The sequence below is a fragment of the Pseudoalteromonas sp. T1lg10 genome, assembly GCF_002964545.1.
In the GTDB taxonomy this organism is placed as follows: Bacteria; Pseudomonadota; Gammaproteobacteria; order Enterobacterales; family Alteromonadaceae; genus Pseudoalteromonas.
The window spans coordinates 114,400-130,157 of sequence record NZ_PQBV01000004.1; the positions used below are offsets into that span (position 1 = coordinate 114,400).

Annotated in this window: 10 protein-coding genes; 8 read left to right on the top strand and 2 right to left on the bottom strand. The window is 50.8% G+C overall.

Annotated features, from left to right (window positions below; all coding sequences use genetic code 11):
- Positions 1 to 9: 9 nt before the first annotated feature.
- Together ftsZ and lpxC are read left to right on the top strand one after the other, a co-directional pair.
- On the top strand, positions 10 to 1,278 hold the full coding sequence (ftsZ, locus tag C2M17_RS02875) for a cell division protein FtsZ (RefSeq protein ID WP_105199372.1): 1,269 nt from the start codon (positions 10 to 12) through the stop codon (positions 1,276 to 1,278).
- 86 nt (positions 1,279 to 1,364) lie between these two features.
- Positions 1,365 to 2,276: a UDP-3-O-acyl-N-acetylglucosamine deacetylase gene (lpxC, locus tag C2M17_RS02880; protein WP_105199373.1), complete on the top strand. Its 912-nt coding sequence runs from the start codon at positions 1,365 to 1,367 to the stop codon at positions 2,274 to 2,276.
- A 44-nt stretch (positions 2,277 to 2,320) separates the two neighbouring features.
- Here lpxC and C2M17_RS02885 read toward each other — a convergent pair whose 3' ends face one another.
- Complete coding sequence (locus tag C2M17_RS02885; protein ID WP_105199749.1) at positions 2,321 to 2,827, bottom strand: DUF721 domain-containing protein; 507 nt, start codon at positions 2,825 to 2,827, stop codon at positions 2,321 to 2,323.
- Between the two features lie 436 nt (positions 2,828 to 3,263).
- Between C2M17_RS02885 and secA the strand changes: the two genes are divergently transcribed.
- The 6 genes from secA (at position 3,264) to nagP (ending at position 15,014) form a co-directional block, all read left to right on the top strand.
- Positions 3,264 to 5,966, top strand: a complete 2,703-nt coding sequence (gene secA, locus C2M17_RS02890) for a preprotein translocase subunit SecA (protein ID WP_105199374.1) — start codon at positions 3,264 to 3,266, stop codon at positions 5,964 to 5,966.
- A 56-nt stretch (positions 5,967 to 6,022) separates the two neighbouring features.
- Positions 6,023 to 6,412, top strand: a complete 390-nt coding sequence (mutT, locus tag C2M17_RS02895) for an 8-oxo-dGTP diphosphatase MutT (RefSeq protein ID WP_105199375.1) — start codon at positions 6,023 to 6,025, stop codon at positions 6,410 to 6,412.
- Between the two features lie 94 nt (positions 6,413 to 6,506).
- On the top strand, positions 6,507 to 8,594 hold the full coding sequence (locus C2M17_RS02900) for a M13 family metallopeptidase (RefSeq protein ID WP_105199376.1): 2,088 nt from the start codon (positions 6,507 to 6,509) through the stop codon (positions 8,592 to 8,594).
- A gap of 180 nt (positions 8,595 to 8,774) precedes the next feature.
- Positions 8,775 to 10,487 carry a gamma-glutamyltransferase gene (ggt, locus tag C2M17_RS02905; RefSeq protein ID WP_442792594.1) on the top strand — a complete coding sequence of 571 codons (1,713 nt, stop codon included), beginning with the start codon at positions 8,775 to 8,777 and terminating at the stop codon, positions 10,485 to 10,487.
- 416 nt (positions 10,488 to 10,903) lie between these two features.
- Positions 10,904 to 13,543 carry a family 20 glycosylhydrolase gene (locus C2M17_RS02910; protein WP_199775987.1) on the top strand — a complete coding sequence of 880 codons (2,640 nt, stop codon included), beginning with the start codon at positions 10,904 to 10,906 and terminating at the stop codon, positions 13,541 to 13,543.
- Between the two features lie 163 nt (positions 13,544 to 13,706).
- Positions 13,707 to 15,014, top strand: a complete 1,308-nt coding sequence (gene nagP, locus C2M17_RS02915; protein ID WP_105199378.1) for an N-acetylglucosamine MFS transporter NagP — start codon at positions 13,707 to 13,709, stop codon at positions 15,012 to 15,014.
- 64 nt (positions 15,015 to 15,078) lie between these two features.
- Here the strand turns inward: nagP and yjjG are convergent, their stop codons facing one another.
- A complete protein-coding gene (gene yjjG / locus C2M17_RS02920) occupies positions 15,079 to 15,756 on the bottom strand; it encodes a pyrimidine 5'-nucleotidase (protein ID WP_105199379.1) in 678 nt (225 codons plus the stop codon).
- Positions 15,757 to 15,758: the final 2 nt, after the last annotated feature.

The window sequence follows — 15,758 nt, forward strand, 5'->3', positions numbered from 1 at the left end:
GAGTAAACTATGTTTGATATGATGGAAGAGCACAGCGAAGAAGCTGTTATCAAGGTAATAGGTGTTGGTGGCGGCGGCGGTAATGCCGTAGAACACATGGTGCAGCAGCACATCGAAGGCGTGAAATTTATCACCGCCAATACCGATGCGCAGGCACTACGTAAGTCATCGGCTGATGTCACGGTGCAACTAGGTACACAGATCACTTCAGGTCTAGGTGCCGGAGCCAACCCGGAAATCGGTAAGAAGAGTGCCGAGGAAGATGCGGAAACCATTAAAAGCGCCCTGCAAGGTGCGGATATGGTCTTTATCGCTGCCGGTATGGGCGGTGGTACGGGCACAGGTGCGGCGCCAGTTGTGGCTCGCATTGCCAAAGAGCTGGGTATTTTGACCGTAGCGGTAGTAACGCGTCCGTTCGATTTCGAAGGTAAAAAGCGCGCTGCAGCAGCGGATCACGGCATTAATGAACTGGCGGAAATCGTTGATTCACTGATCACCATTCCTAACAATAAGTTATTGAAAGTATTGGGTAAGGGCACGACCCTGCTTGATGCCTTCGCCAAAGCCAATGACGTACTTTACGGTGCGGTACAAGGCATTGCCGAGCTAATTACTCGCGCTGGCCTTATTAACGTCGACTTCGCCGACGTACGTACTGTTATGTCGGCCATGGGTACGGCAATGATGGGTTCCGCTTCGGCATCTGGCCCAGACCGTGCACAAGAAGCGGCGGAAGCAGCCATTTCAAGCCCACTGCTTGAAGACGTGGATCTAACCGGTGCCAAGGGTATCCTGGTTAATATTACCGCGGGTATGGACCTGTCTATCGAAGAGTTCGAGATCGTCGGTAACCATGTTAAGGCCCTGGCTTCTGAGAATGCCACCGTGGTTGTGGGTACTGCCATCGATATGGAAATGAGCGATGAGCTGCGCGTAACCGTAGTAGCAACCGGTCTAGGTGGTGATCGTCGTCCTCAGTTCGGTGTTGTAGATAACGGCTTTAAGCGCGCCGTGGGTTCTGATGTGAACGCCCAAGGAACGCAGAGCACACAAAGCACTTCTATGTTCGTGCCAAGCTTTGCTACCCAAGGAACTCAAACCAGCTTTGAAGAGTCAAAGCCGGTAGATGAGCCATCGTTTAGCAGTAATAGTGCGACCACGAGTCAGGCAAGTGTAGTGACTAGCCAAGAGAGCAAGGCCAGCGCTGCACCGAAGAAGCAGGAAGAATCGGGTGATTATTTCGATATCCCGGCGTTTCTGCGTAAGCAAGCAGACTAGTTTAAAAAACAAACTAATTTGTTAACTGGTGCGATGTGTGGTAGAATCCGCCGTCTAATTTTAGTTTAGTAAGTGAGCGAAAGCCTATGATCAAACAGCGTACGATTGCAGAAGTAGTCAAAGCCACGGGTGTTGGTCTCCACAAGGGTGAGAAGGTTTCCTTAACTCTCCGACCAGCGAGCGCGAATACTGGGATAGTATTTCGTCGCGTGGACCTTGATCCGGTTGTGGATTTCGAAACGACCCCGGAAGCGGTGGGCGATACGCAATTGTGTACCTGTTTAACTAATAAAGATGGCGTTCGCTTATCTACTACCGAGCACCTGATTGCTGCGGTAGCCGCATTAGGCATCGACAACCTGATTGTTGAGCTTGATAGCGGTGAAGTACCTATTATGGATGGCAGTGCCTTGCCATTCATTTATCTGCTACAAAAAGGCGGTATCGCCGAGCAGAATGTAGCCAAGCGTTTTATTCGTATCAAAGAAAAGGTACGCGTAGAAGAGGGTGATAAGTGGGCCGAGATCGAACCTTATGATGGTTTTCATATCGACTTCGAAATCGCCTTTGATCACCCGGCTATTAACGACAGTCGCCAGCGCATTGCCCTGGATATTACGGCACAGAACTTTATCGAAGAGATCAGTCGTGCCCGTACCTTCGGCTTTATGAAAGACATCGAGTATATGCATGCCAATAACCTGGCTCTAGGTGGCAGCATGGATAATGCCGTTGTTCTTGACGAGTTTAAGGTGTTAAATCCAAACGGCTTACGTTATGCGGACGAGTTCGTTAAGCACAAGATCTTGGACTGTGTGGGCGACATGTTTATGACCGGCCACAACATTCTCGGTAAGCTTACCGCTTATAAGTCGGGTCATGACCTGAACAACAAATTGCTGCGCAAAATCATGGCGACCGAGTCGGCATGGGAGTGGGCAACATTTGAAGAATCAGTGACCATGCCAGCTCCGGCTCTGGCACTGCATACGGCTTAAGCCTGCAGATAGAAAATTATCGAAAAAAATGACGCTTTAGAGCGTCATTTTTTTTGTCTGCCGTGTTGCGCCAAGCGCATTAATTTTTGTTGTAGCGAGGGTGGTGCATGCTCGGCAAGCAATTCTAAATTGTGAGCCGTTTGCTCGCTCATGGCGCGCTTGTTACTGGGTTCCTGGCTGGCCTTTTTAGCTTGCGTTTGTGCCTGCGCCAAAGGTGCGCGCTGCGCCGCATTGGGAGAGGTGACTATTTTCACCTGGCATAAATCCACCAAGCCCTGCTGGCGAAAGGCCGAGAGAATATCCATCTTGATATAGTTCAGCTTCATTGCCACCGTGGCGCTATGGGCCTCGATGATCAGGGCGCCGTCGCGAATATTGGCTACCCGGCATTTCTTCGCCAGGTTTTCTCCCACCGCTTGGTGCAGAGTCTGCTGTTGCGAGGCCAGCTCCTGAGTTTTGGCGCCATAGTTGGCGATGCGCGAGCCGAACCGCGGGTTTAATTGCCCCAGCACTTCGTTAAGTTGTTTTGGCGCATAGCGATCTTTTGCCATAAACGGCATCCACCTCTTGAATTTGACTGAATCGTCACCACTTCTATTGCAATGCTTGAGTCTCTATTGCTGTACTTTAGACCCACTTTATATTGCTAAGTTTGCAAAGATTTCTCTGAACGTTATGATAGGCCAGCGATAATACCAATGCCATTAGTTTTTAATAGGCTTTCTGCTGTAAAGGCAAGTTACCGGAAGTGCTAATGGAATTGGTATTATTAGGTGCTGCAATTCATTGAGTTTGTTATGATGTCGCTCAAAAGTACACCGCTCAAGCAGTCACACTCAATAGCTCCACAATAGTCGCTCTTATGTAACTTGAGTGCGGTATAAATTGGATAAACGAAGTTCGCAAGTGACTTGGCAGTGTCCCAAAGGGTAACCCCAGGGGATGAACCAGAGCGCTTAACGCAGATGAGAATGTAACGGTTAAATCATGATCACGAAAATATTTACCAAAATCTTTGGTAGTCGCAATGACCGCACAATTAAAAACTTACGTAAAACGGTCGCGCTAATCAATGCCTTAGAAGGCCAACTAGAATCACTCAGCGATGAAGAACTAAAAGCAAAAACCGCTGAATTTCGTGAGCGTTATGACAACGGCACAAGTTTAGATGACCTCTTACCAGAAGCCTTCGCGGTGGTACGCGAAGCATCAAAGCGTGTGTATGGCATGCGCCACTTCGATGTGCAGATGATAGGCGGCATGGTGTTGCACCAAGGCCGTATCGCTGAGATGCGTACCGGTGAAGGTAAAACCCTGACCGCAACCCTACCAGCCTACCTTAATGGTCTATCGGGTAAGGGCGTACACGTAATTACCGTGAACGATTACCTGGCCAAGCGTGACGCCGAAACCAACCGTCCGCTGTTTGAATTCCTGGGCTTAACCGTGGGCTGTAATGTGCCTGGCATGATGCCAATGCAGAAAAAAGACGCCTATAGCGCCGACATTACCTATGGTACCAACAACGAATTTGGCTTTGACTACCTGCGCGACAACATGGCGTTCAGTATTGATGAGCGCGTGCAGCGTCCGCTTAACTTCGCGGTGGTGGATGAGGTTGACTCAATCCTTATCGATGAGGCCCGTACGCCGCTGATTATTTCCGGTCCTGCGGAAGATTCATCTGAGCTTTACACGCAAATCAACAAGATAGTTCCTGAGCTGGTACAGCAGGAAAAAGAAGATGAGGAAGGCGTTGAAGGCGACGGTGATTACACCATAGACGAAAAAGGCAAGCAGGTTCACCTTACCGAGCGCGGTCAGATCAAGGTTGAAGAGCTTCTTACCGAGCGCGGCTTGATTGAAGAGGGCGACTCACTGTACTCGGCGGGTAACATTACCCTGCTTAGCCATGTGTACGCTGCATTACGTGCGCACAAACTGTATCAAAAAGACGTCGATTACGTGGTTAAAGACAATGAAATCATCATTGTTGATGAACACACGGGTCGTACCATGGAAGGCCGTCGTTGGTCTGAAGGCCTGCACCAGGCGGTAGAAGCCAAGGAAGGCGTGAAGATCCAGAATGAAAACCAAACTCTGGCTTCAATCACCTTCCAGAACTACTTCCGTATTTACGACAAGCTAGCCGGTATGACAGGTACGGCGGACACCGAAGCGTTCGAATTCCAGTCTATCTACGGTCTAGACACGGTTGTTATTCCAACCAACAAGCCGATGATCCGTGATGATCGTGCCGACCTGGTTTACCTGACTCAGGAAGAAAAATACGAAGCGATCTTGGCCGACATTAAAGACTGCCAAGAGCGCGGTCAGCCGGTGCTAGTGGGTACTATTTCAATCGAAAGCTCGGAATACCTGTCGCAGTTCCTGCGTAAAGAGAAAATTCAGCACAACGTATTGAATGCCAAGTTCCACGCTCAGGAAGCCGACATCGTTGCCGATGCGGGTCTACCGGGTAAAGTGACTATCGCCACCAACATGGCCGGTCGTGGTACCGATATCATGCTAGGCGGTAACTGGCAGAGCGAAGCCGAAAAGCTTGATAATCCAAGTGAAGAGCAAATCGCAAAAATTAAAGAGCAATGGAAAAAGCGTCATGACGATGTCATCGCTGCCGGTGGTCTGCACATTATCGGTACCGAGCGTCACGAGTCTCGTCGTATCGATAACCAGCTACGTGGTCGTTCGGGTCGTCAGGGTGATGCCGGTTCAAGCCGCTTCTATCTGTCGATGGAAGATGCCCTCATGCGTATCTTCGCCGGTGAGCGCATGACTAACATGATGCGTAAACTAGGCATGCAACGTGGCGAAGCCATCGAGCACCCTTGGGTTAACCGTGCCATTGAAAACGCCCAGCGTAAGGTGGAAGCCCGTAACTTCGATATTCGTAAGCAGTTGCTTGAATACGATGATGTGGCCAACGACCAGCGCCGCGTGGTATACGCTCAGCGTAACGAGCTGCTGGAAGAGGGGGATATCTCAGAAACCATAGATGCTATTCGCAACGACGTGATTAACGGCGTAATCGATCAGTATATTCCACCGCAATCGCTGGCGGAAATGTGGGACGTGCCTGCTTTGGAAGATCGCTTGAAGGCAGACTATCTGCTTGATTTGCCTATCCAGCAATGGCTTGCCGAAGACAACAAGTTGTTTGAAGAAAAACTGCGTGAGCGCATCGTCGAAGAAGCAACTAACGCATATAAAGCAAAAGAAGAAATGGTGGGTCCACAGGTGCTTCGCCAGTTCGAAAAAGCGGTTATGCTGCAAAGCTTGGATCAGCATTGGAAAGATCACCTGGCTGCCATGGATCACCTGCGTCAGGGTATCCACCTACGTGGTTATGCGCAGAAGAATCCGAAGCAAGAATATAAGCGTGAATCATTCGAGCTATTCTCAGCCATGCTAGAGAACCTGAAAACAGATGTAGTAAACATCCTAAGCAAGGTTCAGGTACGTGCCGAGGAAGATGTTGAACGAGTTGAAGAACAACATCGCAAGTCTGAAGAAGCGCCGCGTCAGTATCAACACGCTGAAGCCGAGCAGGTTGGTGGTGAAGCGCCTGCTCCGGTATCGGCGCGCGTCGAGCCTAAGGTGGGTCGTAATTCGCCTTGTCCATGTGGCTCGGGTATGAAATACAAACAATGCTGTGGCAAACTAAGCTAAGCATTCTCTTAGTTAAATAAAAAGCGGCCTATGCCGCTTTTTTTATGGAGCAGTTAATGAGTCAGAAAGTGGTCAATGTTGCCGTAGGCATTATTCTTCGCGGCGCGCAAACCTACATATGTAAGCGCCCGGACTACAAACACCAAGGCGGCTTGTGGGAGTTTCCAGGCGGTAAAATCGAAGCCGGTGAAACCACCACGGCGGCCTTGGCCAGAGAGCTGTTGGAAGAAGTCGCCATTGAGGTGCACAGCAGCGACTCCTTTATGCTGATTGAGCATGACTATGGCGATAAGCAGGTGCGCCTGGATATCCATAAGGTCAGCGACTTTAGTGGTGAGCCTCATGGTGCGGAAGGCCAGCAAGGGGAGTGGGTGGCACTCAACGATTTACACCGTTATGCCTTCCCCAAAGCAAACCAGGCCATCCTAGAAAAACTATGTTCATAAATTGTTACAAACTGGGTTTCTCGCTCTGCGCCCATAGGTTTAATATGGGCTAGTTGGGGATCACCTCTTTCATAATTAAAAATGGGATAACAATATGTTTAAAGTAACCTTAGCAGCGGCCGCAACGGCGCTGGCACTAGGACTTACCGGTTGTAGTGAGCAAGCACAAAGTGCGAAGACCGAAACTCAGGCGCAAAGCGTTGCTGCAGAACAAACAAAACAAGTGCAACAACTTAGCTCTGGCGTTGAGCTGGAAAACATCGACACCGCAGTGCGCGCGCAAGATGATTTTTACTACCACATCAATGGTAAATGGTTAGAGCGCACCGAAATTCCGGGCGATAAGTCTAACTATGGCTCTTTCACCGCCCTTTATGATCAGTCGCAAGCGGCATTAAAAGAAGTGATCGAAGCGGCGGCTAAAAATACCAAGGCGGCACCGGGCAGCGACGAGCAAAAGCTGGGCGCCTTCTACAGCAGCTATATGAATACCGATGCCCTGGAAGAAAAGGGCATCGCACCGCTGAAGCCTTACCTGGATAAGATTGCCGCGGTTGCCGATAAAGCAGCGCTTGTATCGCTGATGGCGGACCTGCGCATTCAGGGCGGCACCACGCCGTTTGCTTGGTATGTCAATAACGATGCCAAGAACTCAAGCCAGTATGCCCTTTATGTGTCTCAGTCGGGCTTAGGTTTACCGGATCGTGATTACTACCTTAAAGATGACGAGAAGTTCTCTACCATCCGCACGCAATACCTGGCTTATATCACGGACATGCTAACCAAGGCCGGCGTTGAAAACGCAGACCAAGCGGCAAAGGGTATTCTTGCTCTTGAAACCGAGCTGGCTACGGCGCAGTGGAGCCGAGTAGAAAGCCGCGATGCCACCAAGTCATACAACAAGATGACGGTTGCCGAAGCCAATGAGCTAACCGGTGCATTCGACTTTGCCCAGTTCTTAAAGCAATCAAAAATCAACACCGAAGATTTAGTTGTACGTCAGCCTTCTTATTTTGAAAAGCTAGGTGGTATCTATGAGCAAACCGACCTGGCTACTTGGCGGAATTACCTAACATTCCATTTTGTTAGCAACTACGCCGATGAGCTAAGCAAGGAATTTGTTGACCGTAAATTTGCTTTCTACAGCACCACCTTACGTGGCGTTGAAGAGCAGCAACCGCGTTGGAAAAAAGCGGTAGACTCAGCCAACTCGGTACTGGGTGAGCTGCTTGGTAAGGTGTACGTTAAAGATAACTTCCCACCTGAAGCAAAAGCACGCATGGAAGAGTTGGTTGCCAACCTGATCAAGGGTTTCGACCAAGCCATCGACGGTCTTGAGTGGATGAGTGCCGAAACCAAAGTGGCAGCCAAAGAGAAGCTGAACAAGTTCACGCCTAAGATTGGTTACCCAGACAAGTGGAAAGACTACTCGGCGCTAGAGGTCAAAGCGGACGACCTGGCGGGTAACTTTATTCGTCACAGTGAGTGGGCATACGATGATATGCGTAACAAGCTGGGCAAGCCGGTGGATCGCAGTGAGTGGTTTATGACACCGCAAACGGTGAATGCTTACTACAACCCGGTGAACAACGAAATCGTGTTCCCTGCGGCCATCCTGCAACCGCCATTCTTTAACCTGGAAGCGGACGACGCGGTGAACTACGGCGCCATCGGTGCGGTAATTGGCCACGAGCTAGGTCATGGCTTCGATGATCAGGGTTCAAAATACGATGGTGACGGTAACCTGCGTAACTGGTGGAGCGAGCAAGATTTGGCGCAGTTCCAGGAGCGTGGTCAGCAACTGGTATCGCAGTACAACGAATATGCACCGTTTGAAGACGCCAAAGTGAACGGCCAGCTGACGCTGGGCGAGAACATCGGTGACCTAGGCGGCCTAACCGTAGCCTATAAAGCCTACCAGTTATCACTGGGTGGCGAAGAAGCCCCGGTTCTGGACGGTTACACCGGCGATCAACGCTTCTTTATGGGTTGGGCCCAGATCTGGCGTCGTAAGTACCGTGATGAAGAGCTGCGCAACCGCTTGATGACGGACTCGCACTCACCAAGTCACTACCGTGTTATCGGTGTGCTACCAAATATGCCTGAGTTCTATAAGGCATTCGACGTGAAAGAGACCGACGAAATGTACATTAAGCCGGAAGATCGCGTTAAGATCTGGTAAGTTCGGCTAATTACAGCCAAGGCGCCAGTCTTGTTCTCCTCGCCAAATAAGGGCAAGGATAATGGGGCGGCGCCTTTGTTTTTTATCGCACTTGTTTCCCCCGTTAACGCAAACCCATTGCCTTGGTCGTTATTTATCTACTAACTTTGTTATCTAATAAATAAAAGCAAAGAGTAGAGAATTATGAAGCGAATAAAACGAGGTTTTTTTCTAGCAGGGATTTCGCTAAGTCTACTGGCACCTTCAGCCACGCTTGCCCACGACCGCATTACCGGCAAGGAATTTGCCACCCGCTCCGAAGTCATTGCCAGCGAGGCCATGGCCGCCACCTCTCAGCCTTTAGCCACCCAGGTTGCGCTGAATATCTTGCGCCAGGGCGGTAATGCCATCGATGCGGCCATAGCCGCTAATGCCATGCTGGGTTTGGTTGAGCCTACCGGCTGTGGTATTGGCGGTGATCTCTTTGCCATTGTTTATTCCGCCGAGGACGGCAAGCTGCATGGCTTGAATGCCTCGGGTCGCTCACCGCTTGGTTTGAGCTTTGAAGAGCTTAAGAAAATAACCAAGGACGAGGGGAAGATCCCTGCCTATGGACCGCTGCCGGTGTCAGTTCCCGGTGCCGTTGATGGTTGGTTTGAGTTACACGAAAAGTTTGGCTCACTGCCCATGGCGCAAATTTTAAAGCCCAGCATCGAGTATGCCGAAAAGGGCTTTCCCGTCAGCGAGTTGATCGCCTATTACATGCAGCGTAGTGTCGGTGCTCGGGGCGAATATCCGGGTTTTAAAGAGGTCTTTATGGCCGACGGCGCGATGCCGAAAAAGGGGGAGATATTTAAAAACCCGGCGCTGGCCAACACCTACAAGCAACTGGCAGAAGGTGGTCGCGATGCCTTTTACAAGGGCGATATCGCCAAGGAAATCGACCGTTATATGCAGGAAAATGGCGGCTATATACGCTATCAAGACCTGGCGGCCCACACCAGCGAGTGGGTTGAGCCTGTGGCCACCACCTATCGCGGACACACCCTGTGGGAGTTACCGCCCAATGGCCAGGGTATCGCCGCCCAGCAGATCCTGAATATTCTCGAAGACTATGATCTTGCCGCCATGGGCTTTGACAGCCCCGAGTATATTCACACCTTTGTTGAGGCCAAAAAGCTCGCCTTTGCCGATAGGGCCAAGTACTACGCCGATCCTGCCTTTAACGATATTCCGGTGCAGCGTTTGATTTCCAAGGAATATGCCGCCGAGCGTCGCAAACTCATCGACCCCAATAAGGCGGCCAAGCGTGACCATGCGGGCCCGGTTGAAGGAGATACCATCTATCTGACCACGGCGGATAAGTACGGCAACATGGTGTCGCTGATCCAAAGTAATTACCGCGGTATGGGCTCGGGCATGACCCCGGAAAAACTCGGCTTTGTGCTGCAAAACCGTGGTGAGTTGTTCTCCCTTAAAGAGGGGCACTTCAATCAATATGAGCCCGGTAAGCGCCCCTTTCATACCATTATCCCGGCGTTTGTCACCAAAGACAGCAAACCTTATATGAGCTACGGGGTGATGGGCGGCGCGACGCAGCCACAAATGCATGCGCAGATCCTGATCAATATGATTGATTTTGGTATGAATCTGCAAGAGGCGGGGGATGCGCCGCGTATTCTGCACTCGGGCTCAACTCAGCCCACCGATGAGATCATGACCGACGGTGGTGTGGTGTCCTTGGAGTCCGGTTTTAGCATGGAAACGCGCCGTGAATTAATGAAAAAAGGTCATACCCTGCAAGAAGCCGTGGGCCCCTATGGTGGCTATCAGGCGATTCTTAAAGACCCGCAAAGCGGCGTTTATTATGGCGCTTCCGAATCCAGAAAGGATGGCCAAGCCGCCGGTTACTAGGGTCTGTTGACCTTTGTTGTTCGTTTCTGCAGCAGCTTGTAGTGTATTTATACAAGGCGGCACATGTGTGGTGTAGTTATTCTACATAAGCATGTAACAACACAGTAGAAATGCACTACAAGCGCTGCCCTACGGGTTCATCTAAACGCATCCTGCTCTGTGTTGCTCGCTATGTACATAGAATGACTATGCAGCATAACGAGCGTCGTGATCAGAATGCGTTTAGATTGAACATAAAGTAAACCGCAAAGATAAACAGACCCTATGAATGAAAGCCAGATTTTCAGGGCGGCTACGGCCGCCTTTTATACATTAATTGACGATTATTTAACACAAATGATAGCGCTGTCATTTTATATTTTATATGATGCTAACACGCGACAATCAGAATCTAAGGTCCAGGACCAGGAGTAAGCATGTTCAAAGCGAGCCTTATTGCGGCGTTAATGATGCCCTTGGCTGCACAGGCCCATGCCCAGGAAAAGCTAAGCCAGGAGCAAATAAACGCGTTTGCCACAAACACCGAGTTCATGTTTGCGGTAAACAGCAACTTCCATAATGAGGATAAGAGCTTTCTTGGCAGCATTAGGCTTACTAACCGCTCTGGAGTCAGCTTGCCTGCCGGCGAGCAACCCTGGCAGATTTACCTGCACAGTGTGCGAAAAATTAATGAGGGTATCAGCCAGGGCCTGCGTATTGAGCATGTGAATGGCGATTTGCATCGCCTGAGTCCAACGGCCAGCTTCAACGGCCTGGCGGCCGGTGAACAATTAGAAATTCCTTTTGAGGCGGCGGTCTGGGTAGTTGCCTACAGCGACTTTATGCCCCGGGCCTTTATGGTGGGTCACAATACCGAGCCAGCCATTTTTGCCAATACCAACAGCGAAGACTTTGGCAATTTTGTTGCTCCTTTTACTCAGGAGCAACAGCTACGTCGCTATAATCAGCCTCAAGATCTCACCCCCTTAATGACCGCCGAGCTGCGCTATGAGCTTAATAGCAGCCCCTTGAGCGTGAAAGACGAGCAGGTGCAAAGGCGCATAGTTCCTAAGCCCCAGGAGCTTGAGATTAATCGCGGCAAAACCACCCTTTCCGATGCCTGGCAAATTCGTTATGCCGGACAATTGCAGGCGGAAGTGGCCTTGTTTCAGAGTGATTTAGAGAAGAAGTACCAACTAACCCTTGCGGCGCAGGCCGATCATATCGACGCGCCCAACAAGAAGGTGATCAGCATAGGTGTTGATAGCAAAATCGGTAACAAAGAGGGCTATCGCCTGGAGATAGATGGCGAGCATATTCGCATTATCGGAGCCGACAATGCCGGCGCCTTTTATGGCATGCAAAGCCTGTTGGCCTTATTGCCGGCAACGGGCAGTCCAACCCTGGCCAATGTGGAGATAAGCGATGCGCCACGCTATCCATGGCGGGGCATGCATTATGACAATGGTCGTAACTTCCATGGTAAAGAGGCCATGTTTAAGCTGGTCGAGCAAATGGCGCGATACAAGATGAATCGCTTGCACTGGCATTTCTCGGAAGATGAGGGTTGGCGTTTGCAGATCCCCGGATTGGAAGAGCTGACCGAGGTCGGCGCCTACCGCTGCTTTGATCTGGCTGAAAACCGCTGCTTGCTGACTCAGCTGGGTACCGGGCCCTTTAAATCAGGCTCGGGCAATGGCTATTTGAGCCGCGCCGACTTTATTGAATTACTGCGCTTTGCCAAGGCTAGCCATATCGATATCATTCCGGAAATTGAGGGCCCAGGTCATGCTCGTGCTTCCATTAAGGCCATGGAGGCGCGTTACCGTAAACTGAAAGCGCAGGCTGAAGCCGTGGCCAGCAACTCGCTGCTCACCCCAAAAAGCGGGGGCCAGGAGTTTTCAGGCGCGGATTTATCAAAGGCGACCCAATACCTGCTGACCGATCCCAAGGACAGCTCCAGCTATATTACGGTGCAGAATTACACGGATAACTCGATGAATGTGTGCATGGACTCCACCTATGCCTTTATCGACAAGGTCACCTATGAATTACAGCAGATGTACCGCGAGGCCGGCACCAAGCTGAACTATTTGCATATCGGTGGCGATGAGGTCGGCGCGGGCTCCTGGGTGGGCTCTCCCGCCTGCCAGGCGCTTTTTGCCGAGCCTAATAATGGCGTAGCCGGGGTTGCTGATTTAAAGCCGTATTTTACCAAGCGCGTGGCCGACTTATTGCATAAACGCGGTATTGCGCCGGGGATCTGGGAAGACGGCATTATGTACGACAAGGTAAACTCTTTTAATCGCGATGAATACGCGAACAAAACCTTCTTTACCAATGCCTGGGATAATATTTGGGAGTGGGGCGTGGCCGACAGGGCCTATCGCCTGGCCAATGACGGCTATCAGGTGGTGCTCTCTCATGGGACGCATTTGTATTTTGACCATCCCTATGAGCCGCATCCCGAGGAGCGCGGCTATTACTGGGCGACTCGCTATACCGATACCAAAAAGGTCTTTGCCTATATGCCGGATAACGTTTACGCCAATGCCGACTTTACCCGCACCGGCGCCGCTATAGACAACCTTGAAGCCCTGGTGGGAAGGCCCATGCCTGCTTTGCAACAGCCGGAGAATATTCTCGGCATGCAGGGTCAGGTGTGGTCAGAAACCATACGTACCGAGGATCAGCTGCTGGCCATGGTGTTCCCACGTATGCTGGCCGTGGCCGAGCGCGCTTGGAGCAAGGCCCCTTGGGAAGGAGAGCAAGTGAATGCGGGCGCACGTGAGCAAGATTGGCAGGAGTTTGCTGCTACCTTGGCGCACAAAGAGTTGGCCAAGCTGGACCGCGACGGCATAGCGCTGCATTTGCCTGTGCCCGGTGCTAAGTTGAGTGAGGGGCGCGTGGTGGCCAACAGTGCTTTTGCCGGCTTGGCGATAGAATACAGCCTGGATAAGGGCGTTAGCTGGCAGCTTTATCAACAGCCGCTTACGCTGACTGAGGGTGGTGAGGTCTTGTTTCGTACTCGAGTGCAAGAGCAGGTGAGTCGCACCACGTCGGTGTTCGTGCAGTAAAGACAAGAGAGCATGTCAGTGCTGCCAAAAGTATCAATTAATTGGTATTCTGAACTGATCATTTTTACGACTAAAAAATAATAATAAATAGCGCTTTTAATGGCCGTTTGCTCAAGCAGTGCAAGCGCCTTAAAGGTAAACAATTCGACAACGAGAAAGTGTTATGGAAGCAACAGTGTCTACAACCAAAAAACAAAGCAACTTTGTGCCTATGGCTATTGTTGCCACCCTGTTCTTTATCCTCGGGTTTGCGACCTGGCTCAATGGTTCATTGATGCCTTATCTAAAGCAAATCCTGGATTTAACGCCCCTACAGGCCTCACTTATTTTATTCTCCTTCTATATCGCCGTGACCTTTACCGCGGTGCCTTCAGCGATCATCATCAAGAAGATTGGCTATAAGAATGGCATGGCATTGGGTATGGCGGTGATGATGCTGGCCGGTTTTTTATATGTGCCGGCGGCCAAAACCCAGGTGTTTGCGCTGTTTTTGTTTGCGCAACTGGTGATGGGTATAGGCCAAACCTTGTTGCAAACCGCGGTTAACCCATATGTGGTGCGTATTGGCCCGGAAGAGTCGGCGGCCGCACGCGTCAGTGTTATGGGTATCTTAAATAAAAGTGCCGGTGTACTTGCCCCCATGGTCTTTACCGCGCTGATCCTAAGTAACTTTACCGGCTTAGTGGGCAAGGACTTAAGCCAGGAAGAAATTGACCAAATGGCCAACAGCCTGATCTTCCCTTACATCGGTATGGCCATGTTTATCGGTGTGTTGGCGCTGGCCGTTAAATTCTCACCCCTGCCTGAGCTAATCGATGACGACACCCAAGCCCATGAAAAGGGCATGGTGAAAGCCGCCTTGGCTCGTCCTAATCTGGCCTTAGGTGTACTTGCTTTGTTCGTGTATGTGGCCGTTGAGGTCATTGCCGGCGACACCATAGGCACCTTTGCCCTGGCGTTGGGCGTTGAGAAATACAGTGTGATGACCTCCTATACCATGGTCTGTATGGTGCTGGGTTATGCTCTGGGTATCCTCTTGATCCCACGAGTGCTGTCACAACAAATGGCGCTGACTATCTCGGCGATCTTGGGCTGTGTGCTTACCTTGGCCATTGTCCTTGGCGATGCGCAATCGACTATGATTGCCAACGCTCTGTTGGTGCCTTTTGGCGGCGTAGCACTGCCTGATCCTCTATTGCTGATCGCCGTGCTTGGTTTTGCCAATGCCATTGTCTGGCCAGCGGTGTGGCCATTGGCGCTCTCTGGATTGGGTAAGCTGACCAGTGTAGGTTCAGGGCTTTTAATTATGGGTATAGCCGGTGGTGCATTCGGCCCGTTATTCTGGGGCTTGGCAAGCGGTAGCGATGGCGGTGCTCAGGGACAGCAGAGCGCTTATTTAGTCATGTTACCTTGTTATCTGTTCATTCTTTTCTATGCTATCAAAGGCCATAAGATGACTTCCTGGAAGTGATCGGAATCTAGATTAGTGGCAACCATCCCGTGTTAATGCCAGCGTATGCTGGCATTTTTTATGGTTAAGAGTCTAATAGCAGGGTGCGCAGTTGGCACAAGGACTTAACCTCATAGGTCGGGGTTAAATGCGCGGGCGCTAATTTTTCCAAGCGATTGAGCCAACAGGTGTCGATACCGGCATTGATACCACCCTGAATATCCGACTCCAGGGTATCGCCGACCATAAGGATCTCGTTTTTCGGCGGATTACCCATCAACTCAAAGGCGTGCTCAAACACCGCCATATGCGGCTTGGCATAGCCCACCTGCTCGGAGATCACCAACCACTCAAAGGTGCCCTTTAAACCCGTTTGCTCCAGGCGGGCGCTTTGCAGCTCGGTAAAGCCATTGGTAATGATCCCCAGTCGAGCCTTGCCCTGAAGGGCGTTTAACAGCTCGATAGCGCCTGGCAGTGGCTGGCATATTTGCGCCATGGCCTCCATAAACCACAAGTTTAATTGCTGGGGCGAGATATCCAAGCGCTCGGCCCAGGACATAAAGCGTCTCTCCTGCAATTGTTTGGCACTGATCTCGTTATTCTGATATTGCACCCACAGCGGCTTATTGATCTGCTCAAAGGTGCGGTAGTCCTGCTCGCTAAAGGCAACATTGAGTTTGGCGAACATGGCCTGTAAGCCGGCAAAGGCATCGAAATGAAACAGGGTTTCATCGGCATCAAATAATATCCAGGGATAACGCATGA